The organism is Pseudoxanthomonas sp. LjRoot206, from assembly GCF_056175725.1.
The window spans coordinates 717,933-738,054 of record NZ_JBGFFI010000003.1; the positions used below are offsets into that span (position 1 = coordinate 717,933).

Annotated in this window: 23 protein-coding genes and 1 pseudogene; 11 read left to right on the plus strand and 13 right to left on the minus strand. The window is 66.1% G+C overall.

The annotated features are described in order from the left end of the window. Window positions 1-25: 25 nt before the first annotated feature. The 4 genes from AC04MD_RS12535 to AC04MD_RS12550 are packed head-to-tail and all read left to right on the plus strand — an operon-like array spanning window position 26 to window position 2,066. Entirely contained in the window at window positions 26-355 is a 330-nt protein-coding gene (locus tag AC04MD_RS12535) for a hypothetical protein (RefSeq protein WP_475497584.1), read from the plus strand. A 60-nt stretch (window positions 356-415) separates the two neighbouring features. Beyond that, window positions 416-787, plus strand: coding sequence for a hypothetical protein (locus AC04MD_RS12540; protein WP_475497585.1), 372 nt, complete (start codon window positions 416-418; stop codon window positions 785-787). A gap of 59 nt (window positions 788-846) precedes the next feature. After that, the gene (locus tag AC04MD_RS12545) at window positions 847-1,413 is read left to right on the plus strand and encodes a hypothetical protein (protein WP_475497586.1); all 567 of its coding nucleotides are present in this window, start codon (window positions 847-849) and stop codon (window positions 1,411-1,413) included. A 59-nt stretch (window positions 1,414-1,472) separates the two neighbouring features. Further along, the gene (locus AC04MD_RS12550) at window positions 1,473-2,066 is read left to right on the plus strand and encodes a hypothetical protein (RefSeq protein WP_475497587.1); all 594 of its coding nucleotides are present in this window, start codon (window positions 1,473-1,475) and stop codon (window positions 2,064-2,066) included. 105 nt (window positions 2,067-2,171) lie between these two features. Here the strand turns inward: AC04MD_RS12550 and AC04MD_RS12555 are convergent, their stop codons facing one another. The 7 genes from AC04MD_RS12555 to AC04MD_RS12585 all read right to left on the minus strand — a co-directional run bounded on the left by AC04MD_RS12555 (window position 2,172) and on the right by AC04MD_RS12585 (window position 10,314). Continuing rightward, complete coding sequence (locus tag AC04MD_RS12555) at window positions 2,172-3,332, minus strand: IS30 family transposase (protein WP_475497588.1); 1,161 nt, start codon at window positions 3,330-3,332, stop codon at window positions 2,172-2,174. A 227-nt stretch (window positions 3,333-3,559) separates the two neighbouring features. Continuing rightward, complete coding sequence (locus AC04MD_RS12560) at window positions 3,560-5,815, minus strand: DUF5916 domain-containing protein (protein WP_475497589.1); 2,256 nt, start codon at window positions 5,813-5,815, stop codon at window positions 3,560-3,562. Between the two features lie 59 nt (window positions 5,816-5,874). Beyond that, on the minus strand, window positions 5,875-6,171 hold the full coding sequence (locus AC04MD_RS12565; RefSeq protein ID WP_475497590.1) for a hypothetical protein: 297 nt from the start codon (window positions 6,169-6,171) through the stop codon (window positions 5,875-5,877). A 74-nt stretch (window positions 6,172-6,245) separates the two neighbouring features. Next, entirely contained in the window at window positions 6,246-7,646 is a 1,401-nt protein-coding gene (locus AC04MD_RS12570; protein ID WP_475497591.1) for a serine hydrolase domain-containing protein, read from the minus strand. Between the two features lie 177 nt (window positions 7,647-7,823). After that, window positions 7,824-8,573: a LytR/AlgR family response regulator transcription factor gene (locus AC04MD_RS12575; protein ID WP_475497592.1), complete on the minus strand. Its 750-nt coding sequence runs from the start codon at window positions 8,571-8,573 to the stop codon at window positions 7,824-7,826. Then, a complete protein-coding gene (locus AC04MD_RS12580) occupies window positions 8,570-9,577 on the minus strand; it encodes a sensor histidine kinase (RefSeq protein ID WP_475497593.1) in 1,008 nt (335 codons plus the stop codon). Before AC04MD_RS12580 ends, AC04MD_RS12575 begins: the two co-directional genes overlap by 4 nt. Before the next feature lie 419 nt (window positions 9,578-9,996). After that, window positions 9,997-10,314, minus strand: coding sequence for a tyrosine-type recombinase/integrase (locus tag AC04MD_RS12585; RefSeq protein ID WP_475497594.1), 318 nt, complete (start codon window positions 10,312-10,314; stop codon window positions 9,997-9,999). Between AC04MD_RS12585 and AC04MD_RS12590 the strand changes: the two genes are divergently transcribed. Beyond that, window positions 10,294-10,554: an IS3 family transposase gene (locus AC04MD_RS12590; protein ID WP_475497595.1), complete on the plus strand. Its 261-nt coding sequence runs from the start codon at window positions 10,294-10,296 to the stop codon at window positions 10,552-10,554. The two genes, AC04MD_RS12585 and AC04MD_RS12590, sit on opposite strands and share 21 nt — an antisense overlap. Window positions 10,555-10,713: 159 nt before the next feature. Continuing rightward, window positions 10,714-11,190: pseudogene (locus AC04MD_RS12595) on the plus strand (transposase); the annotation flags it as partial. A gap of 755 nt (window positions 11,191-11,945) precedes the next feature. On the opposite strand, the gene AC04MD_RS12600 reads toward AC04MD_RS12595, so the two are convergent. Next, entirely contained in the window at window positions 11,946-12,881 is a 936-nt protein-coding gene (locus AC04MD_RS12600) for an AraC family transcriptional regulator (protein WP_475497596.1), read from the minus strand. Between the two features lie 171 nt (window positions 12,882-13,052). Between AC04MD_RS12600 and bufA2 the strand changes: the two genes are divergently transcribed. Genes bufA2 through AC04MD_RS12620 form a run of 4 tightly spaced genes read left to right on the plus strand, consistent with a single transcriptional unit; the run spans window position 13,053 to window position 15,481 of the window. Next, the gene (bufA2, locus tag AC04MD_RS12605) at window positions 13,053-13,355 is read left to right on the plus strand and encodes a BufA2 family periplasmic bufferin-type metallophore (RefSeq protein ID WP_475497597.1); all 303 of its coding nucleotides are present in this window, start codon (window positions 13,053-13,055) and stop codon (window positions 13,353-13,355) included. 19 nt (window positions 13,356-13,374) lie between these two features. Continuing rightward, entirely contained in the window at window positions 13,375-14,223 is an 849-nt protein-coding gene (gene bufB, locus AC04MD_RS12610; protein WP_475497598.1) for an MNIO family bufferin maturase, read from the plus strand. Then, window positions 14,220-14,993, plus strand: a complete 774-nt coding sequence (locus tag AC04MD_RS12615) for an HvfC/BufC N-terminal domain-containing protein (RefSeq protein ID WP_475497599.1) — start codon at window positions 14,220-14,222, stop codon at window positions 14,991-14,993. The genes bufB and AC04MD_RS12615 overlap by 4 nt, the downstream gene beginning before the upstream one ends. Before the next feature lie 17 nt (window positions 14,994-15,010). Further along, window positions 15,011-15,481, plus strand: coding sequence for a DoxX family protein (locus AC04MD_RS12620; RefSeq protein ID WP_475497600.1), 471 nt, complete (start codon window positions 15,011-15,013; stop codon window positions 15,479-15,481). A gap of 96 nt (window positions 15,482-15,577) precedes the next feature. Here AC04MD_RS12620 and AC04MD_RS12625 read toward each other — a convergent pair whose 3' ends face one another. The 5 genes from AC04MD_RS12625 to AC04MD_RS12645 all read right to left on the minus strand — a co-directional run bounded on the left by AC04MD_RS12625 (window position 15,578) and on the right by AC04MD_RS12645 (window position 18,864). Beyond that, the gene (locus AC04MD_RS12625; RefSeq protein ID WP_475497601.1) at window positions 15,578-16,261 is read right to left on the minus strand and encodes a hypothetical protein; all 684 of its coding nucleotides are present in this window, start codon (window positions 16,259-16,261) and stop codon (window positions 15,578-15,580) included. Window positions 16,262-16,414: 153 nt separating this feature from the next. Further along, window positions 16,415-16,684 (minus strand): hypothetical protein, encoded by a 270-nt coding sequence (locus tag AC04MD_RS12630; RefSeq protein WP_475497602.1) that lies wholly within the window; start codon window positions 16,682-16,684, stop codon window positions 16,415-16,417. A gap of 323 nt (window positions 16,685-17,007) precedes the next feature. After that, entirely contained in the window at window positions 17,008-17,499 is a 492-nt protein-coding gene (locus AC04MD_RS12635; protein ID WP_475497603.1) for a TspO/MBR family protein, read from the minus strand. 91 nt (window positions 17,500-17,590) lie between these two features. Continuing rightward, the gene (locus tag AC04MD_RS12640) at window positions 17,591-18,202 is read right to left on the minus strand and encodes a DUF2878 domain-containing protein (protein WP_475497604.1); all 612 of its coding nucleotides are present in this window, start codon (window positions 18,200-18,202) and stop codon (window positions 17,591-17,593) included. Between the two features lie 65 nt (window positions 18,203-18,267). Then, complete coding sequence (locus tag AC04MD_RS12645; protein ID WP_475497605.1) at window positions 18,268-18,864, minus strand: hypothetical protein; 597 nt, start codon at window positions 18,862-18,864, stop codon at window positions 18,268-18,270. Between the two features lie 323 nt (window positions 18,865-19,187). Between AC04MD_RS12645 and AC04MD_RS12650 the strand changes: the two genes are divergently transcribed. Next, complete coding sequence (locus tag AC04MD_RS12650; protein ID WP_475497606.1) at window positions 19,188-19,970, plus strand: hypothetical protein; 783 nt, start codon at window positions 19,188-19,190, stop codon at window positions 19,968-19,970. The last annotated feature ends 152 nt before the right edge of the window (window positions 19,971-20,122 follow it).

A 20,122-nucleotide genomic window follows, 5' to 3' on the forward strand; every position in this document is an offset into this window, starting at 1 on the left:
CGGCTATCACGTCGTTGGGGGCTGATTGAATCGCACGGAATGGTTCGAGTCCAAGTGGCGCTGGTTGAAGCGTTTCGCGCTCCTGGCGTTGGTTGGCATCGTTGCTGCGGCAGTGGGCGCCGCCACGGACATGATCGGTCTTGCTGCACTGGGCGGGCTGTTGCTGATCCCACTGATGTTCTGGCTGGCCTTCATTCCGGTTCTTCACTGGAAAGAACGCTACATCGGCGGCAGCAGCAACGTGTGGGGTGCTTTCCTGGTCTTTGAAGCATCCAGCTGGTCAAAGCTCCTCTACTGGTTTGTTCACGTACTCCCGGACTGGAGGCGCTCCGGGCAGTACATGGACGCCCCCTGATAATTCTTTCAAGCCGAACGCCACACGTGACGTCGGCCCTCTTCAGGCGTTGGAGGGAATATGGCGGTTCAGCGACTAGGCCGGGATACAACCAGCGTCGACGAACTCGCCTGGGATGGCCGCAGCCTGGGAGATGCGACGGCCGACGCACTGTGGGAGCGACTTCCCCCGTCGCTCAAGCAGATCGCACGCGCCGAATTCCAGGCCGGAAACGCGGCAGTCCACATTCTCTTCAATGAGACGCGCCAGATCGTCCTGCTCTCGTTCGCAATGCCACCGATGACGGCTCGACCTCCTGCCGAAGCGGTCAGGATCCACACCCGCTTTGCCGACGGAAACTATTGCTACGACGGCACGTCGTGTACCTACGAGGACATTCGCACGGGTTGCTTCCTGGCGTTCGACGACCCGGAGTACCTGGATGCCCTCTGACAATTCATTGAAGACAGTTCCGCTTCGCGGATCTGATTGATTCAGTCGATGGACGCTGCATGAAGAAAATCGCGAACCCACTGAACCCAGGTGACGTGATACAGACCCACCCGCAACGCGGGTTCTGGGGATGCGCGGTCGTGCTTACCGCTCGCGACGGAACCGATCAGTCCCATGCCGCGTCCCACATCGGCATATCGACGTTTATCGCCACACGCAGGTACAGCTGGCGCTCTGTCGATCCGCAGCAACTCAGGATCGTGGAATCCCTGCCTTCCGTTCGCGTAGCACCCGGCGAGTTCCTTCAGTCAAGAGATCCCCGGACATGTATCGGCATCTACTCCGTCAGGACGCTGGCTGGCATCAAGGTCATCGGCCGTATCGACTCGCACCTGGTGTACGACAAGCCGCTTACGTTCGACGTGGGCGACGGGACGAAGGGCGCTTTCCCTCTATGCGGGCCAATCAAGGAACGCTTCGGATACGAGGCGGTTGTCGCATGGCGGAAAGTTCACGACAAGGAACGCTTCGAGAAAGGAACTGTCGCGTCCAGGGAGAGGTTCGAGCGCAATGAGCAGCAACGCCTATCCGAGCAGCGTGCCACGCGTCATGCGAAGGGCACCTGACAGTTCACTCAAGCCGAATCCGCTCCACGGGTCGGCTTAACTCAAGCGCTTGGTGAAAAATGCCTTTCCTCAATGTCACCGTCGATGGCGCTGCCGTAGCAACGGTCTGCACGGATGGTCGCGATATCCTCAATGTCAGGGTCGGCGGTTCGCGTGACGACGAAGACTTCGCGGACCTGTCGGTTACCGGTGGTGTATACGATCGCAACGGCACCACTGAACACCGGACATGGGTAGATCAGATGCGCTTGGCGGCCGGCCAGGTCATCGGAGTCGAGCTCCTCACTGACGCGACTTCACGCGGTGAGGGTAAGACCATCGAAGAGCTGTACCCTGATTCGCCGGAATTTCATTGGCCTTCGCCATCGGACCGTGCGGAGCTCGCCGCGGAGATCCGCGAGCTCCCGTTGGTCAGGGATGGATTCACCTTGCGTCTTGTGGGCTCCGACGGAATCTCGATAACACACAGAACCGCTCCCGACGAGCACGGCTTCGGCTTCAGCGTCCTGTGGAACAGGCAACACCCCGATCGAATCTCCATGTTATTGAGTTGCTACACGATCGACTCGGTCGCCGCAGAGACGCCTGGGCGTATCTTGTCGAGTCAGAAAGTTGCGCTGCCCGGGTGGGTCCACCTTGAACTTGTCGCGTAGCCAATCGCTAGGGCGGACGAGCAGAAAATAGAGTGCGAAGCCCAAGCAACGGCGTGCGCACCGCTCAGTTCAACCGTTTCCCGATGTCCGCTTCTGGCCTTGGATTCAACCGATCGACGCAACAGTTTGTCGATATCGCTCTGCTGGTGTTTCATAGTCCAGCGTCTTGCGTGGCCGCTCGTTGAGTTGGCGTGCAACGGCGTCCAGCTTGGCCTGCGAGACATCGGCCAGATTGATCCCCTTCGGGAAGTACTGCCGAAGTAGGCCGTTGGTGTTCTCGTTGGTACCACGTTGCCAGGGATGATGCGGATCGCAGAAGTAAACCTGGATGTCCGTGGCCAAGGTGAAGCGGCGGTGCGCCGCCATCTCCTTGCCCCGATCCCAGGTCAGCGACCGGTACAGCTGCTTCGGCAGACGGCGTGCGTTCTTGATCAGTGCATTGACCACGGTCTCGGTGTCCTTGCCTGCCACCTTCACCAGCATCAGATAGCGGGTCTGCCGCTCCACCAGCGTGGCGATCTGACTGTTCCGGTCGCCGAACAGCAGGTCGCCTTCCCAGTGTCCCGGCACGGCCCGATCTTCGGCGCTGGCCGGCCGCTCGCTGATCGAGACGGTGTCGGTGATCCGGCCGTGGTTCTCTGTCTTCTGGGTGTGATGTCGTGATCGACGCATCGCCCGCGTGCGCCTCAGGTGCGCGAGCAGTTCCTGTTTCAAGGCTCCGCGCGACTGGATGTAGAGCGTGCGATAGATCGTCTCGTGGGACACCTGACGGCTCGCATCATCGGGATAGGTGCGTTTGAGCCAGCCGGCCACCTGCTCAGGCGACCACTGTCGCTGGATCTTCTCTGCCACGCGAGCGGCCAAGGCTCGATGCAAAGCCAGCTTACAGGGCTTGGGGCGCCGCGCCCGGTCCCAGGCGGCATGGTCGGCCTGGCTGGCGCGGTAGCCTTCAGGGCCTTCGTTGCGACCGATCTCGCGACTGATCGTGGATGGCGCCCGATCGAGTAACACGGCGATCGTGCGGATCGATCGTCCCGCCGCCAGGCCGCGGGAGATCTCCTCGCGCTCAGCCAGGCTCAGCACCCTCGGAGATCGACGTCTCGCTGGTGGACGAATGCCGCCATGCTCGGCCAGGATGTTCCGCACCGAACTATGGTGCCGATCGAACAAGGATGCGATCTGGTGCAGCGACTCGCCCTGCTGCCAGCGATCCCACATCAGTGCCTTCTGGGTGTCGGTGTAGTAGATCCTCTTCCTGCGCTTCATCTGCAACACTCCCGCTGCCTATGCAGCTATCCGTGTGTTGCATCGATCATATGAATCCGCGACCCAAAGCGGACGTCGTCAGGCGTCTATCGACACTCCCCTCCGGAGCACGTCATCTTCCCGTCGCGCATCGACCATGGCGGGCTCGATAGGCTCGCGCATCCGCGGCGTTTTCTCCTATCCACCGAGTTGATCAAGTTTTTAGTAGAACGGTGCCTCGATTGCTTTCAGAACCGATAGCGCAGCTTGGCTACCAGTTGATCGGTATCGGTCAGCGACAGCGCCTCCTCCAACAGCTGGGCAGTACCCGGGCGACGGCGCTCGTGTTCACCCAGGCCGCCGCGCGACCACGCTAGGTAGACGTCCGACTGCGGTCCGAGCAGATAGCGGTAGCGCAGCTGGATGCCAAAGCGGTTGATGTCGAACGCGGGGAGAGCCTCGCCGGTGTCATGCATCCGGCCATCGGCGCCGCGCCGGTAACGTTGGCCTGCCTCGGCACGTAGCCCGAGCCATTCCGATTTCAAGCGCAGCTCGTGCTGGCGGGCCGGAAACCAGGCGGCGTCGAGCCTCAACGCATCGCCTCGGCGCGTGTAGCGGCCCGCGTAATCGCCAGCCTCCCAGATCAACCAGTCCCGGCTGATATCCGGCGCAAGTTCCAGCGTCGCGTTGAAGCGGTCGCCGGCGAACCAGTTCACCGCCAACCGTGCGGCCGGCGAGGGACGCGCACTCAGGCCGAGCGCCGCCAACGATAGTTCGGCCTCGTACGACCACGCACCGAAACGGCGGCTGACCACGCGGGCGCTTGCCTCGTTCCGATGGCCGAACCACACCGCGCCGTACCCGCGCAGGAAACGGTCGTCCCAGCCGCCGCTGCTGGTGACGCTGTCGACGACCAACCGGGTGCCGCTGCGCATATCGAAGATGCCGCGCGCGATCCACATGTCCGGCAGACGTTCGCCGCGATGATTGCGCCGTGCCTGCGCTTCCAGCGACCAGCGCGCCGTCGACAGGCGAGAGGACGCGCCTTGGCTGCGATGCAGGTAGGTGCCGGTGACTTCGATCTCATCGAGATCGCCGCGGCGCTGGTAGCCCAGGTCGTTGAAATCGAGGTCCGGATCGAAATGGGTAGCTTCCATTTCGTAGGTCCAGCGCGACGACGGCATCCAGAACAGCCGCAGCCACGCACCGGTACCGCTGCGTGTCGTTCCGTGCTCGTTTGCCTCGCTGGCGAGCACCTGGGCATCGACCACCAGTTGCTCGCCACGGCGCCAGCTCGAATCGACCGCATGCACGCGGGCCTCGCGCTGCAGGAACGGACGGCGGACATAGGTGCCGAGCCAGCCGATGTTGACGCCGGTTGATATGGGGTACTGCAGGCGCGCTGCAAGGAAGTCGCGGCCGACGCGGCCGCGCTCGCTCGCCGACAGCAGGCCGTAGCCGAGCGCACCGAGCGAGCCGTTGAGCTTGATCGCGGCCGCGATGTCGGCCATTCCGTTGCCGTCATCGGCCTCGGCGCCGATGCGGCGCGTGTGCACCAGACGGCCGGCATCGGGTGTGGTCTGCTTGAAGATGCTCTGGTTCTCGGTGAAGAACGGACGTCGGTCGCTCTGGAACGTCTCCACGGCGTCGAAGCTGATGACGAGGTCGTCGGACTCGACCTGGCCGAAATCGGGATTGACCGTGGCGCCCAGCTGAAAGGTGGGCGACGGCTTCCACAGCAGATCGACGCCGGCCTTATGGCGTTGGTCGCCCTCGAGACGGTCGTGGGTGACGGTCGCGTACGGCCATACGTGCAGCAGCGCCTTGCGGTACTGCGCCAGGTTCACGCGCGCGAAGGCGGAGACGAAGCGCGCTCGCTCGGGCGAGACGGCGGGGTAAGCGACCTGTTCGCCCGTGGCACCCAGCGTGCGACTGAAGTGGACGGCAATGTCGCGGGTGGGTGCATTCGCGCCGCGCATCGGCGCTACCGTCCACGGCAGGAGCAGCTCGACCTGCCAGCCGCTGTCTTGCTCGCTGACCGCCCAGGTCCAGTCGGTGTCCCAGTCGGTGGCAAGCTGGTTTTCGTTGGTTACCACGCCGTCCTGGACCGAGCCGGAGAGATCCACGCCGAAGCTGTAAGCGGTACGGCCGTCGGCGTCGAAGTCGATCATCACCGTGACCCGATCGGCGCGCGTGTCCTGATCGCGTTCGAGGCGGGGTCTGATGCGCGGATAGTCGTCGGACTGTGTCAGAGTGAACCCCACCACCAATCCATCCGGCGTGGACAGCAGGTGCGCCACCGTCGCCGCGCTATCGGGGGCCGGCGACAGCAGGTATGGGGCCACCACGCGGAAGTCGCGGTACTGCACCGCGTCGCGCCACTCCGGTTCGTCCAAGCGACCGTCGACCACGATGGCCGCCTGCGTGGCCGGTGCTACCAATCCGCTGCAGAAGAGAGAGAACAGGCGCGCGCACGCGCGCCGGGATGGGCCGTGTGTGCGCATCGACGGGTCCTGTGGGAGAGAAGAAGGCCGCGACCGGGCGCGGTCGCGGCGAGGGTGTTTCAGCGCGGCTGGCAGACCGGGGGATTGGTCATGCCGAACGACAGCAGGTTGCCGCCGTTGACGGTGCACGCATAGGTCTTGCCATTGCGCGCCTTTAGGGTGACGTAGGTATTGGTGCCTTCGGTGCGGCGCTCGATCAGGGTGAGTTCCGACGGCGACAGGCCGAGCACGCCGCCGGTTTCGGACAGGAGGCGTTCGTCGGAGAGGGAGTTGGTGCGGCTTGCGATCGAACTGCAGCCGACAGTGGCGAGACAGAAGGCGGCGAGACTGGTGCAGGCGAGAGTGCGGAAACGCATCGGGTGGTTCCTTTCCATGATGGGGGCCGTGAGGGATCGCGCGTGCAGGCCCCGGGGACGCGCGCGCATGCGGCTCAGCGCGTCAGGGTCAGGGTGGACGTGGCGTTGAGGGGCACCGTCCATTCGCCATCACGGACAGCGCGCAGGTCGTACAGGCCGTAAGGCGTGGCGAGCGCCGCACGCGACAACGTGCCGTCATCGGCCAGTGCGACGATGCGCAGGCGGTGTCCGGGCCATGCATATGCGCTGGCGAAGAAGTCGCGCAGAGGTTCGGGTGCGACGAACTCGCCAACGCAGCGACCGTGTTCGAGGCGGAACGTCGCATCGAGTTCGAAGCGCTCGTCCTTCAGTGTGCCGGTCAGGGGTGCGCCGGTGGGACATGCCGCGGCCGCCAGCCTGGCCGGCGGCGTGCGGAATGGCGCGGCCAGCAATTCCGCAGTGGGTTCGATCGCCGATATCCACATCGCATTCGACAGTACGCCGACGGCGGTGTCCTGTCCGGGCCACAGGAGCAATACGCTGCGTGCGCCGGTGGTAGTGCCGGCGTGATGCGCGATCCGGTCGCCATCGGCATCGCGGCCCACGCGCCAGCCGAAGCCCACATCGTAGTCGCGCTCGTGCACCGGGGTGCCGTCGGCCAGCAGAGTGGGTTGCAGCATCGCCTCCCACCGCGCGGCGCCAACGATTCGGTGGTCGAGCAGGCGGCCACCGAAGGTGACCAGCGCCTCGGGCGTGGCCGCCAGTCCACCGCCGGGCCAGGTGTAACTCATGTCCGTGTTCGGGACGCGTCGGGCGGGTCCGTCCTCGATGTCGTAGAGGACGGATGCCTGTGCGGACGGCGCGTCGCCATCAGCCAGGATGGCCAGGCCGTCAGTGACGTGCTGGCGCACATAGTCGAGGAAGTGCTGGCCCGAGCGCGCTTCGATCATCGCGCCGATCAACGTGTAACCCCAGGAGGAATAGGAATACTTCGTCCCTGGAGTGGAAAGCAGGGCGCGGTCGGAGAAGTAGCCGACGGCGTCGCGCGCGGTGGGATAGCGGACCTTGCCGAGCGTCTGCAGATCGTTGCCGGCGTAGTGCGGCGCACCGGAGATGTGGGCGGCAAGCTGGCGTACGGTCACTTGCGACCACGCAGGCGTCAGCCAGGGCAAGGTGGCGCCGACGGCGGCGTCGATGTCGAGTCGGCCGTCTTCGACCAGTTTCGCCGCCGCCGTGGTGGCGATGACCTTGGATACGCTGGCCAACCGGAACACCGTGTCGCGCTGCACGGGCGCGCGCGCTTCGACATCGCGCAGGCCGGCGCAGCCGGTCCAGGCCACGCGGCCATCGCGCCATACCGCCGCGCCCATGCCCGGCACTCCGTTCGTTTCGACCAGGGCCTGCAGCAGTCGTTGAGAGGTGATGCTGGCGGGATCGGCGGGCGTGGGGCTGCAGGTATCGCCGGCCATCGCGGGTGCGGCGGTCGCTAGCAGCACAAGGATGCACGCTGCGCTCAGGCGTGTGCGTGCATGCGGGAGGGGAGAAGGGGCTGGCATCGGTCGGCTCCGGTCGGTGAGCCGTCACCCTAGTGACGCCGTCCGGTGATGTCGCGCAGCGTGCGGTTGCGCGTGCCTGCGGTGCGCCGATCCGGTGGCGCACCGCGTACGCGACCGTCAGGCGCGCGCGTGCAGCGCCATGAGCAGTGCGTCGATGTAGGTGCGGCTGACCCGCACGGGTGTGCCGTCGTGCAGGCGCACCACGGCATCGCGGTTGGTCAGCGGCTGCAGTTCCGCCACCTGGTCCAGGCGCACGATCGAGGAGCGGTGCACGCGCGCGAAGCGCGCAGGGTCCAGCTGGGTCGCGAGCTGGTGCAGGGATTCCCGCACCATGTACGTACGCGTCCCGACGTGCAGCACTGCGTAGTCGCCATCGGCGCTGATCCATTCCACGGCATCGGCGCGGATGAAGAGCGTACGGCTGCCGATCCGGACCAGAAACTTCTGCAACGGACGCAGCGGTGTGGCCGCGCGGGCGTCCACGGCCGACGCATCGAGGCCGCGCAGACGAAGCAGGCTGCGCGCGCGCGCCACCGCCTCGCCGAAGCGCGGGTCGTCGAGCGGCTTTAGCAGGTAGTCCACGGCGTTCAGTGCGAACGCACGCACCGCGAACCCCTCATGCGCGGTCAGCAGGATAGCAAGCGGACGACGCTCGGGCGGCATCGCGGCCAGCACGTCCAGGCCGTTCATGCCCGGCATCTGCACATCCAGGAACACCAGGTCCGGTAGCGTCTCGCGCAGTCCCGCCAGCGCGGTGGGACCGTCTTCGTATTCGCCAGTCAGCACCAGGTCGTCGAACGCGGCCAGTTGCGAGATCACGCCACGTCGTGCGAGGGGTTCGTCGTCGACCACCGCGACGCGGATCATGCGCTCGCTCCGGCATGCAGGCGTAGCGGCAGCGTCAGGTGCACGTGGTAGCGGTCGCCCTCGATGCCGGTCTCCAGCGCAGCGTCGCCTGGGTACAGGCGCGCCAGCCGGCCACGCACGTTGTCCAGGCCGACGGCGTCGCGGGCGCCGTCGGGCGGCGAAGGTGCGTCGTCGGTGTCTGGCAGATCGTTGAGCAGGTGGAGCTCGAGCCGCGTGTCGTCGCGGACGATGCGCAGGTCGAGCCGTCCCGGCGCGCGACGGGGTGCGATGCCGTGGCGGATCGCGTTCTCCACCAGCGGCTGCAGCAGCAGATAGGGCACGTAGGCGGCGAGCACGCCGTCGCCCAGGTGCCAGGCCAACTGCAGGCGCCGTCCCAGCCGGGCCTTTTCCACTTCCAGATAGGCCTCGGTCATGGCGATTTCCTCGGCCAGCGTCACCTCGTGGCGGGGCTGCGCCTCGAGCACCGTGCGCAGGAAGTCGCTGAGCCGTGCCAGCATCTGCCGTGCGTCCGCGCCGTGGCCTTCCGCGACCAGGGTGGACACCGCATTGAGTGTGTTGAACAGGAAGTGCGGTTGCAGCTGGTAGCGCAGCGCGCGCAGTTCGGCGTCGCGCGCAAGCGAACGCGCTTCCAGATGGTCTGCCTGCTCCTGTCGCAGCGCGGCGTAATAGGTCACCACCGCGTGGATCGCACAGTAGGCAACCAGCACCAGCCATGCGCCTTCCAGTCCGCGGAACAGCAGCGGCACGTCTACCACGCCCGGTGTCATCAGTCGCGCCAAGCTGCCCGACGCCATCGCCTGCACGGCCACGCTCAGCAGGCGCGTGGCCAGTGCCATCGCGTAGGTGGCCGCCAGCAGCGCCAGGGCGATGCGCCAGCCGGGCGTGCCGCGCCGCCACAGCCAGCGCTGCAGTGCGGTCAGCGGCAGTAGCCACAGCACGAAAGCGGACAGATACAAGGTACGCGACAGCGTCGCATTGCCATGGCCGAGAAGCGGCAGTGCCATCACCAACAGGCAGGCACCCAGCGGTAGGCCGGCCAGTACCGGTAGCCAGAAAGGTGGGAGTACCCGCCGGTCCAAGGATGCCGATGTCATACGAGTGGATAGCCCAAGCGACGAACTCCATGGTCAGTTCACCACGAAGGACCGCTGCCAAGCCAGTCCCGCGCGCCCGAAGGGTTAACCCATGCGCCAGGACGAACGACAACGCCTTCTCTTGGCTGGGAATTGCTCGTCGCAAGCGAATAGGATGACGAGCACGCGTAGTCCAGGGCTAGGCTTCTCGACCTCTTCTCTTAGAAGATGTCCGCCTCTTTAGGTCAGGGTACTTGCAGCCGGTCGAGCGGACTGAGCGTCTGGCGGACGGCATGCTCCACATGTGTATAGATCATGGTCGTCTTGAGATTTCGGTGACCAAGCAGCAGTTAGATAGTCCGAATGTCCGTGCCGGCGACCAGCAAGTGAGTAGCAAACGAATGACGTAGGGTGTGAACCGAGGCGTGCTTGACGATGCCGGCCCGCCGCACCGCATTCTTGAACGCCATCTGTACTCCGGACTCAGACGCATGCGAGCGGAGTCGGCGACCGGTCTGAGGGCAAGCCCGCACAATGCGAGAGGGGAACGGGAACTGCCAGGCCAAGCTCTGGCTGACGCTCGGATACTTTCGTTCCAGCGCATTGGGCAGAGGAGCAAAGCCGGCGCCGCGTGCCAAGTCCTGCTTATGCAGCCTGGCCACCGCCACCAGCTGGCACCCAAGCCGAGACCGGAGGCGATTGGGTGGGTCAGTGCCGCCGGCTACTACGCCTGGGCCCGGCGGCCGGCGAGTGATCGCCGGATCGAAGACGCCTCGCTGATAGAGAAGATCCGCCAAGTGCACGAGGCCAGCCGGCAGACCTACGGCAGTCCACGGGTGCATGCCGCCCTCCGGCGACAGGGAGAGCCGATCGGACGCCGCCGGGTCGAAAGGCTGATGCGGCAGTAAGGCGTGCGTGCCTGTTCGGCCCGCCTGTACCGCCGTCGCCCCGGCCTGGCGCGGTTCCTGGATAGCGTCCTGAGCCGTGCGCACGAGCAGTCCTGCCAACGACAGGATCAGGTGTGGGTCGGCGATGTCACCTACCTCTAGGTCGCCGGCCAATGGCGGCATCTGGCCACGGTGATGGATCGCTACTTCCGCCGCCTACTGGGCTGGTCGCTGGGATCCGAACGCACGGCCTCGCTGACCCGTCGCGCCCTGGCCGCCGCCATACGGACACGTGCGCCGGCCTGCGATACGCTGTTCCACAGTGATCGGGGCATCGAGTTCATGGCCAACGGCTTCAGGCGGGGGTTGGAGCGGGCAGGACTGGCCCGGTCGGTCAACCGGCCGCGTCGCATGAACGAAAACGCGCACATGGAGTCATGGAACAAGTCGATGAAGTCGGACATGTATCACCGCCACCGGTTCGATAGTGATCGCTCGCTGCGCTCGGCGATCAACGACTACATCAAGTTTCTACAACCACCGGCGTCTGCATTGGGCGTTGGGTTACCGATCACCGGTGGAGTTCGAGCAGTGCCGCTAGAGAATCGGTGTCCACTTTTTCGTAGGAACTGCCACCCGCTTAGCGGGTCGGCTTAGTTCCGGTGTTGGGCCATCTAATGGACGTCCGAGAGAATCCAACAAGTCATCGCCACGCGTGGGTTGGTAGATTGCTGTTCTGTAGCCTCCTTCTAGCCCCAGTTCTCCTTGATGAAATTTTCTCGAGGCAGGCTTCGGCCGTGAATTCATGGGAGTTCATTTATCTCATCTTCGTCGGATCAATCATGGTTCTTGGTCTGTTCTCAGTTGACTTTCATCTTTCACCCTCCAAAGTACTTCGGGTGACTCGGCTGTTCGGAATCCGCGTAGCGTCTAAGGTGGTAGTCCACAGACCAGAACTTAAAGCGCTACAAAGAAGGTCAACACCGGTTTGGGAGAGCAAAGGAATCTTCTCTTCCACCACGCTCGATGGCTTCGTACATGAAGTTGATCTTGTTACTCTCGACAATCGTTGCATCCCATTCATCCAATTCCAACACGTGCATAGGAACCCACCAGAGCTGATCCGGACGCTAGCTGAATCTTCAGAAGTACTGCAACTTCCAGTCAATGAGCAGTTCGCCGAATAGCATTGCGATCAGACAGGTAGGCCACAGGGGTCGAACCTTTTACTCAAGTGGATGCACTCCGGTATGGCAGCTAGGCCGCGCAATGCCTCGCTCTATGCTACGTCGCGAGTCCGGTGTCATACCTGCGCGAACCACTCAGCTGAAAATTTAGTGGATGTCCGCTTCTGGCCGGAAGCAGACCCGCCACCGAGACCATCCACCACACCTGGCAGACACGCCCCCCGCCTACCCCTGCCGCTTGCGCGCACTGCCCGGCCCGATGCCTTCCACCCGCTTGAAGAAGCGACGGAAGGCCGCTTCGCTGCTGTAGCCGAGCATTTCGGCGATCGCGGCCACCGAGAAGCGCCGGTTCTTGAGCAGGCGCTTCGCTTCCGTCGCCCGCCAGTGCGCCAGGTACTGGATCGGCGGGGTGCCGACCGTGGCGGTGAACAGTTCGGCGAACGCGGTGCGCGACATGCCGGCTTCCTGCGCCATCGACTGGATCGTCCAGTCCTCGCCGGGACGCGCGTGGATCGCCGACAGCGCGCGCGACAGCCGTGCATCGGTGAGCGCGGCGAGCAGGCCGCGCGGCTGTTCGGCCTGGCGCACGTATTCGCACACCGCCATGGTGAACAGCGAGTCGGCCAGCTTGTTCTGCACCAGCTGGCGTCCCCAGCGCCGCTCGCGGCTGGTTTCGGCCAGCATCTGCGCGAGCTGGCGGAAACCGGCGCTGCTGTCCTGCCCGCGGATCACGAACCAGCGCGGCAGGGCCGCGAAGATCGGGTTGTGCGAGCCGGTGATGAACTCCAGCTCCCCGCACAGCATGCTGGTGTCGCCGCCATCGGCCGTGTCCGGCAGGTGCGGATCGGCCGACGACGACAGCACGTGGCGCACGCCGGACGGAAACACGATCAGGTCGCCGGGCTGCAGCAGCACCGGCGTCTCCAGCGCTTCGCCGCTGATCCAGCACTGCCCCTGGGTGAGCAGGTGGAACTGCCCGTGGTGGGTGGCGGGCTCGCTGTCGTACCAGGTGCCGCAGTAGCGCACGTCGGCGGTGATCTCCACGCGCATGCGGTACGCGCCCAGCACCGTCTCCAGCACCGCGTCGCGATCGTCGTCTTCGGCCAGGGCGGACGCAGCATCCATGCCGCCATCGTAGGCCAGCGTGCCGGTGCCCACCATGCCCGTGCGTCCGGGCGTTCATGCGCAGGCGTCCGCGACGGCCGAGCGCCGGACGATGGGGCATATCGCGGGAACGCACGGGAATGGTGGTGGGCGCAATGGATCGGTGGAATGGCAGGGCGTCGTACGGCTGCACCGCGGCGCCCTTCCCAACCCCAACGAGGATCCACCATGAACACCACCAAGCTCTCCGGCCTGTCCGTCGCGGTCGCGGCCGCTGCCCTGTTCCTCGGCGCACCGATGGCGCAGGCCGCCGAAGCCGGTTCCGCCAAGGTCGGCCACTGCGTCGGCGCCAACGCCTGCAAGGGCCAGGGCGCCTGCAAGAGCGCGTCCAATGCCTGCAAGGGCCAGAACGCGTGCAAGGGCCATGGCTTCACCGAGTCCACCGCCGATGGCTGCAAGACCGCGGGCGGCAAGTTCGAAGCGCCCAAGCCGCAGAAGAAGGCACCCGAGGCGAAGAAGGCCAACAGCTGACGCCGCGGAGCGCCACGCCATGAGCACGCCGTTGCACGGCTTCGGCCTGGGCCTGCGCCCGCAGCATTACGACGCCTTGCTGGCGGGCACGGCGCACGTCGACTGGCTGGAGGTCCTCAGCGAGAACTACCTGGTGGCCGGCGGACGGCCGCGGTGGATGCTCGACCGGATGATCGAACGCTGGCCGGTGGCGCTGCATGGCGTGTCGCTTGACATCGGCGGGAGCGATCCGCTGGACCGCGACTACCTGCGTGCGCTGCGCGGACTGGTCCGCCACGCGCGTCCACGCATCGTGTCCGACCACCTGTGCTGGACCCGCCACGGCGGCGTCCAGTTCCACGACCTGCTGCCGCTGCCGCAGAACGACGACACCGTGCGGCATGTCGCCGCGCGCGTGCGCCAGGTGCAGGACGCGCTCGGCGTGCCGCTGGTGCTGGAGAACGTCTCCAGCTACCTGCGCTTCGCCGGCGACACGCTGGACGAAGCGCAGTTCCTGTCCGCCGTGGTGGCCGAAAGCGGCTGTGGTCTGCTGCTCGACGTCAACAACGTCTTCGTCAACGCGCACAACCATGGCTTCGACGCGGTCGCCTTCCTCGACCGCCTGCCGCGCCACGCGATCCGCCAGATCCACCTCGCCGGCCACACGCTCGACGCACGCGGCAGCGGCCTGCTGATCGATACCCACGACACGCCGGTGCCGGACGGCGTGTGGCAGCTCTACCGCGAGGCCGTGCGCCGGTTCGGCGCGGTGCCGGCGATGATCGAACGCGACGACCACGTTCCGCCGCTGGACGTGTTGCTGGCGGAACTGGATACCGCACGCCGCGTCGCGGCCGGGACGGTGGCCGCGATGGAGCGCGCGGCATGAACGCGACGATGCCGCTCGCGGGCACCCAGCAGGCGTTCGCGGCATGGCTGCTGCATCGCGACGCCGGCAGCGCGCCCGCGATCGCCGCGCGCGGCGACGGCGAGCGCACGATCCGGCTGGACCTCTACGCCAACGGCTACCGGTGGCGACTGATCGAGGTGCTGGGCCACGACTATCCCGTCCTGCGCGCTGCGCTGGGACACGACCGTTTCGATGCCCTGGCGGAGGCGTACCTGCATGCGCATCCGTCGCGGCATCCGTCGGTGCGCCACCTCGGTGCACGCTTCCCGCGGTGGCTGGCGGACCACGCGCCAGACACGCCCGCGCAGGCCGATCTGGCGCGACTCGAATGGACGCAGGGCGAGGTGTTCGACGCCGCGGACGCGCCGCTCGCCACCGTCGACGCACTGGCCACGCTGTCGCCCGACGCCTGGCCCGCACTGCGCTGGTCCCTGCATCCGGCCGTTCGCCGTCTGCGCCTGCGCAGCAATGCGGTCGCCCTGCTCGATGCGCATGCCGGCGATGCCGTGCTGCCGGCACTGCACCACGGGCACGCCACCGCCTGGCTGCTGTGGCGGCACGACTTCGACGTGCACTGGCGTCGCCTGCCGCGCGACGAGGCGATGGCGCTCGCGGCGGTCGCGCGCGGCGTGCGGTTCGCCGACTGGTGTGCGCGCCTGCCCGGCGACATGCCGGCGCTGCGCGCTGCCGGCCTGCTCAGGCGCTGGTTGACCGATGGCCTGCTGACCGGCCTGCGCACCACACCCTGACCTTACGGAGACCTCCCATGCACACCCCTGCCCTGCACGCCCGTGCGCTCGCCTTCCTCGACGACCACGCCTGGATCGGCCCGCTGCTGCTGCGGCTGGTGTTCGGCTACTTCTGGCTGGAGACCGGCTGGGCCAAGCTGCACAACCTGGCGTTCTTCACCGAGCGTTTCGTCGAGTGGGGCATTCCGTGGCCGGCGTTGAGCGCGACCGTCTGCGCCGCCACCGAACTCGTCGGCGGTGCACTGATCCTGCTCGGCCTGGCCACCCGCGTGGCGATGCTGCCGATGATCTTCAACATGCTGGTGGCGCTGGCCGTGGTGGTGCTGCCCGGCATCTCGACGCTGGACGAGTTCGCGGAACTGGACGAAGTGCTGTACGTCGCTGTCTTCATCTGGCTGCTGTTCGCCGGCCCCGGTGCCGCCAGCCTGGACCACCTGATCGCACATCGGTGCGACCTCAAGGCGGGACGGACCGCCGGCATCGCGTAACGCAGGAAGCCCCGCCATGCGGGGCTTCTGTCCTGAAGCACGGAGAACGCGCTCAGTGTCCGGTCGTACGGCACCGACTGGAGCGCGATGTGCTCGTCACTTGCGGCCAGGGCGTCCGCGCTTTCCGCCGCTGCCTTCCGCCGTTGCGCGACTCTGCGCGAAGTCAGGCAAGGCCTCCGCGATCGAATCCTTCTCCGGCAGGATGTAGAACACCCCGCCCTTCTCGAACGTGGGTTTCAGGATCTGCTCGTAGAACTCGGGCGCGACATTGATGCAGCCATGCGTGATGCGGTTGTCGTCGGGCGTGGGCGATGCCAGGCGCTCGACACGCTTTTCCGCCGGAACGCCGGTCGCGGTCGGATGGATGGAGACCGCGGAATCGTAGTCCACCCACAGCACGCGGCCCGCGTCGATCGAGGGACCGTAACCGCCGACGAAGCGACCTGCAGGCGTCGTGCGATCGCGGCCGGGAATCTCGCGCAGCGCAAGGCCGGCAACGCCGGGCGCCGTGTGGTCGCCGACTGCTGAGCCGAACAGCCCGGGGGCCGCGCCGCGGAGCCGACCATCGCCGCCGAACACCAGGATCTGCGCAGCGGCCTTGTCCATGATGACGAACGGATAGCCCTGGTTGTCCTTGCTGCCGACGACCCAGCCCGCAAGCTCGATCACCGTGTCGGACACGTCCTGGCCTGGCGGAAGCTGGTCGGGACTGCTGCTTGGCGCTTCCTTGGTGGCAGGTTCGGCAGCAGCCGCAGCGAAACTCGCGAACGCCAGCGTCAATGCCAGCGCGCCACACGTGGCCCGGACCGCGGGATGTAGGCAGGTACGAATGATGCAACTCCTCGGAACAGGAATCGGGTCAACCGGGAGACCCGGTGGCCAGTAACGGCCACCGGGTCCCGGATTCACGTGTCACGGATCGCGCAAGCGCGATCAGCCGCGCGGCACGCGACGCGGTGCCGTCTCGAGCCGCTGCACGCGACCTTCGATCTGGTCCAGGCGCTGGTTGGCCTGCTGTGCGGACTGGTTCGCCGATTCGGCGCTCTGGGCGGCGCCCTGCACCTTGGTGTCGAGCTGATCGAGGCGCGAGTTGATGCCTGCGAATTCGTCGTCGTAGGTAGCGCAACCGCTCAGGCCCGCGGTGGCGACGATCGCCACGACCAGCATGCGCGCCATCGCCGGGTGTTGTTTGATCAAAAACATTTCAATCCTCCTTCGTCTGGGGGAACCGGAATATAGCGGGCTTTTTGACAAAGTCATGACACGCCTTTAGCGGCCGTTGGCCCATGTCGAGGTGGCGTGAAGAGACTGTTTTTGCTGCGTGTTTTCCGCGTGAAGCGCGTCCCAGATGACGACGACGCAAGGCCTCGTTGCGCCCGCCGGCCACCATCGCGAATGTCATCGGGCGATGCGACGCGATGCACGTCGCGCGTGGCACTGCGGATCGGCACTCGGACGACTCACGCAGAACGTGGACCTTTCGGCGCGGTGGCACAGCCTTGTCGAGACCACTCCATCTCGGGCCCTCAGCCTCCCAGTACCGCGCCGTTGGCCTGCCAGACGGCATAGTTCAATGCAGCGGCGAAGGTAATCCAGAGCAGATAGGGCACCATCAGCGCTCCTGCCACGGTCCTGATCTTCCAGAACAGGCCGATCGTCGACGCAACGAGGAACCACAGCACCACGATGTCCGCGAAGGCGAACGCGCCCTGCTTCCAGCCGAAGAACAGCCAGCTCCACAACGCGTTGACGAGGAGTTGGACCACGAAGCAGGTCAGCGCAGCCCGGTGGTGTGCCCAACCTCCGGTTCGCCAGACCAGCCAGGCCGCGAGCGCCATCATGCCGTACAGGGCGGTCCACACCGGACCAAAGAGCCATGCCGGTGGCGCCCACGCAGGCCGCGCCAGCGAAGCGTAGAACGTGCTCGCCTCCACGGACGCGAGCGCCCCCACGGCTGCGGTGGCGTAACACGCCAGCACCCATCCCACCAGCCCCCACACCTGTCGACTACGCGTCATGTCTGTCTCCATTGCGTTCCCAGATTCGGTGGCCCCGGGTGACGGTCGCGTCAGGACGCCAGCTGCCACTCTCGAGGATAAAGGCGATGCCTCACGCCGACGGCATGCTGTCAGAAGCACCGTATGCGTGGCGCCGTGCTGCGTCGGCTGCGCTCCATGTGTTGGCGGCCCACAGCAGACCCGGCAGCGCCATCGCCCACGCGAGGGCGAGCCACGCGATGCCCTTCCACGCGGGATCCGCGAAGTGCACCGCACCCCACCCTCGCTCCGCAGCCAGGTAGGCCAGCGGTGCGCCGATCCCTCCGACGAGCGCGCCGAGCCACAGTCGCCGCTGCACACTGCGCATCGCGATGTTGAGTGTGACCGCGAGCGATGCCCACAACGCCAGTATCCACGCGGGCGACAGCGCCCTCCCGACGGAAAGCGGCGCTGCGTAGCGGAGCCAACCTTGGGACGCCGCGATGCCGTCCACCACCAGTCCACACGCCAGCGCCGCGGCCACCAGTTTCAGCTCCACACGCGGACGGGTTGCGGCGAGCACGTGACCGCCAACAAACACCGCCGCCGCGAGCACGCCCGGCCACGCACGGCCGTATGACGCAGCGACCACCGCGATGAACCAGACGGCCTGATTGCCTGCCACGTTGATGAGCAACCGTGGCCATCGCGCGCCGTCTGCGGAGCGCGATAGCGCTGCCGCCATGCCTGTGTCCTCCATAGGCGTCCAGGAGCGTCGCACGCTCCCGGGCGTTGCCGAGCGTTGACGACTCAAGGTGCCGGCTCGTAGAAGTAGGTCTGGAGCCGTGCCGTTCCGACCCGCAGGCCTGCCTTGAACGCATCGACGTTGAAGACCGCATTCAGCGCCTCGGCCGCGTCGGCATTGAGCGTGAGCTGTACGTCGTCGAGCTGCACCGATCCGGCACGGGCGTGGCGACCGCGCACCACCGGCGCGCCCACCAGGGCGATGTCGAACAGCGGGAGGCGTGCGAATACGCTGTCGTTGACCTTCACCAGCCCGGTGAGCACGGGTGCGGCACCGGTGGTATCGATGGTGTAGCTGCTCAGGTTGACCTCGGTGCCGCCGGCGCGCAGCGTCAATCCGCCGGCATGATCCACTTCACCCTTCAGGGTGCCGAGATCGAGTTCGCCCCCGGGGATGGGAAAGGACGCCTGCGTGCCTCGCAGTCGGGCGGGGTAGCTCGCGCGCACCGATACGCCGAGCGACGCGAGCGCGCCCACCAGATCGGCGGACAGTTGCACGCGGGTATCGCCGCCCAGTGTATTGACGGTGGGCGCCGCGCTGGCGGAGAGGGGGATGAGCGCAGCCGCAGCCAGACTGCAGCACCAGATTCGAAGCGTGGTCATGATCGTATGTCCTGTGAGGTAAGTACTCAGGGAAGAACCTTCAACACCGGCGCGCGCGGAACGGCGATCGCTGCGATGTGCAGTACAGACGGCGCGCGACGTCTGGCGTGAGACATACGCCGACACATGCGTATCGGATGCGATTGCCCTACCCAAACGCGGCACCGGCGACAAGCGGCGTGCGCGTACAGCAACGTGGATGCGGCGTGATGACGTCCGAAAGGGCGCTTACGCACGTCACCCCGTTGAATCCGTATGCGTCACGTGTGCGTAGAGCACGTGCCTACAGCGGGTAGGCGTCATCGTTCTGGTGGGAGAGACACATGCAGATCAAACTTCTTGGCGCTGCCTTGCTGATGGCGGCAGGTCCGGCGTTCGCCGCCGGTCCCGAGCAGGGGAAATTCTCGATGGCGGTGTTCGGTGGTGCCGACAGGCCGGTCAGCGGCGATGTCCACTCGGGCGCCGTTGCACCCGTGCCGGACCTCGGCCCCCTGAATCCCGCGCTGGCAGGCGTCAGCGCGGAGTTGCGCATTCGCTCCCGTACGCACGAGCAGATCTACGGCACTGCCCAGTCGTGGGGCCTGGAACTGGGCTACGGCCTGAGCGACCGCAGCGAAGTGTTCCTCCAGGCGAGAGAAACCAGCGCCGACGATGGGCGCGTGCGCGTCGGCGCCGCCTATGTGCCGGCACTCGCGACCGAGCTCGACGTCTTCGGCCGATTCTCGGGATATGACGCTTACACGTGGGAGGTGGGTTACCGGCACTTCTTTCGCGACGGCAACCGCGTCAGGCCGTTCCTGGCCGCTCGACTGGGTGCGACCGAAACCGATGACATCCGCGCCACCTTCGAAATTCCCGATGCTGCGATCACCATCGAGGATGCAGCGTTCACGGAGAAGAAGTGGGCCGTCAGCACGGGGATAGACGTGGGCGTGCTGATGTCCGTCAGCGAGCGCTTCAGCATCACGGCGCAAGCCGGCGTTCGCTACATCGACGACCTGGAGGGCGATGACAGTGCGATAGGCGGACTGGGCCTGGGTTCGATCAACGACACGGGAAAGCGCGTATCGGTGCCAGTGTCGGTGGCAGCACGGCTCGACTTTTGAGCACGTGGACCAGGCGGACCGTCGCTTGCCGCGCGGGATAGCTGGCGCGGCCTGAAGGCTGGCGGTCCGACCTGGTGTTCAGCGACTGCCAGCGTGGCCGGCCCGGATGTTCCGCACTGCGCTGTGCTGCGGATCCAACAAGGTCGCGATCT

Excerpts from the sequence above, each read along its gene's own strand:
- AC04MD_RS12650 (WP_475497606.1), top strand. The coding sequence starts at position 19,188 with ATGCAGATCAAACTTCTTGGCGCTGCCTTGCTGATGGCGGCAGGTCCG.
- AC04MD_RS12640 (WP_475497604.1), bottom strand. The coding sequence starts at position 18,202 with ATGGCGGCAGCGCTATCGCGCTCCGCAGACGGCGCGCGATGGCCACGG.
- AC04MD_RS12545 (WP_475497586.1), top strand. The coding sequence starts at position 847 with ATGAAGAAAATCGCGAACCCACTGAACCCAGGTGACGTGATACAGACC.
- AC04MD_RS12645 (WP_475497605.1), bottom strand. The coding sequence starts at position 18,864 with ATGACCACGCTTCGAATCTGGTGCTGCAGTCTGGCTGCGGCTGCGCTC.
- AC04MD_RS12630 (WP_475497602.1), bottom strand. The coding sequence starts at position 16,684 with ATGTTTTTGATCAAACAACACCCGGCGATGGCGCGCATGCTGGTCGTG.
- AC04MD_RS12560 (WP_475497589.1), bottom strand. The coding sequence starts at position 5,815 with ATGCGCACACACGGCCCATCCCGGCGCGCGTGCGCGCGCCTGTTCTCT.
- AC04MD_RS12600 (WP_475497596.1), bottom strand. The coding sequence starts at position 12,881 with ATGGTGGGCACCGGCACGCTGGCCTACGATGGCGGCATGGATGCTGCG.
- AC04MD_RS12620 (WP_475497600.1), top strand. The coding sequence starts at position 15,011 with ATGCACACCCCTGCCCTGCACGCCCGTGCGCTCGCCTTCCTCGACGAC.
- bufB (WP_475497598.1), top strand. The coding sequence starts at position 13,375 with ATGAGCACGCCGTTGCACGGCTTCGGCCTGGGCCTGCGCCCGCAGCAT.
- bufA2 (WP_475497597.1), top strand. The coding sequence starts at position 13,053 with ATGAACACCACCAAGCTCTCCGGCCTGTCCGTCGCGGTCGCGGCCGCT.
- AC04MD_RS12590 (WP_475497595.1), top strand. The coding sequence starts at position 10,294 with ATGCAGCCTGGCCACCGCCACCAGCTGGCACCCAAGCCGAGACCGGAG.
- AC04MD_RS12615 (WP_475497599.1), top strand. The coding sequence starts at position 14,220 with ATGAACGCGACGATGCCGCTCGCGGGCACCCAGCAGGCGTTCGCGGCA.
- AC04MD_RS12550 (WP_475497587.1), top strand. The coding sequence starts at position 1,473 with ATGCCTTTCCTCAATGTCACCGTCGATGGCGCTGCCGTAGCAACGGTC.
- AC04MD_RS12580 (WP_475497593.1), bottom strand. The coding sequence starts at position 9,577 with ATGGCACTGCCGCTTCTCGGCCATGGCAATGCGACGCTGTCGCGTACC.
- AC04MD_RS12635 (WP_475497603.1), bottom strand. The coding sequence starts at position 17,499 with ATGACGCGTAGTCGACAGGTGTGGGGGCTGGTGGGATGGGTGCTGGCG.
- AC04MD_RS12575 (WP_475497592.1), bottom strand. The coding sequence starts at position 8,573 with ATGATCCGCGTCGCGGTGGTCGACGACGAACCCCTCGCACGACGTGGC.
- AC04MD_RS12540 (WP_475497585.1), top strand. The coding sequence starts at position 416 with ATGGCGGTTCAGCGACTAGGCCGGGATACAACCAGCGTCGACGAACTC.
- AC04MD_RS12555 (WP_475497588.1), bottom strand. The coding sequence starts at position 3,332 with ATGAAGCGCAGGAAGAGGATCTACTACACCGACACCCAGAAGGCACTG.
- AC04MD_RS12565 (WP_475497590.1), bottom strand. The coding sequence starts at position 6,171 with ATGCGTTTCCGCACTCTCGCCTGCACCAGTCTCGCCGCCTTCTGTCTC.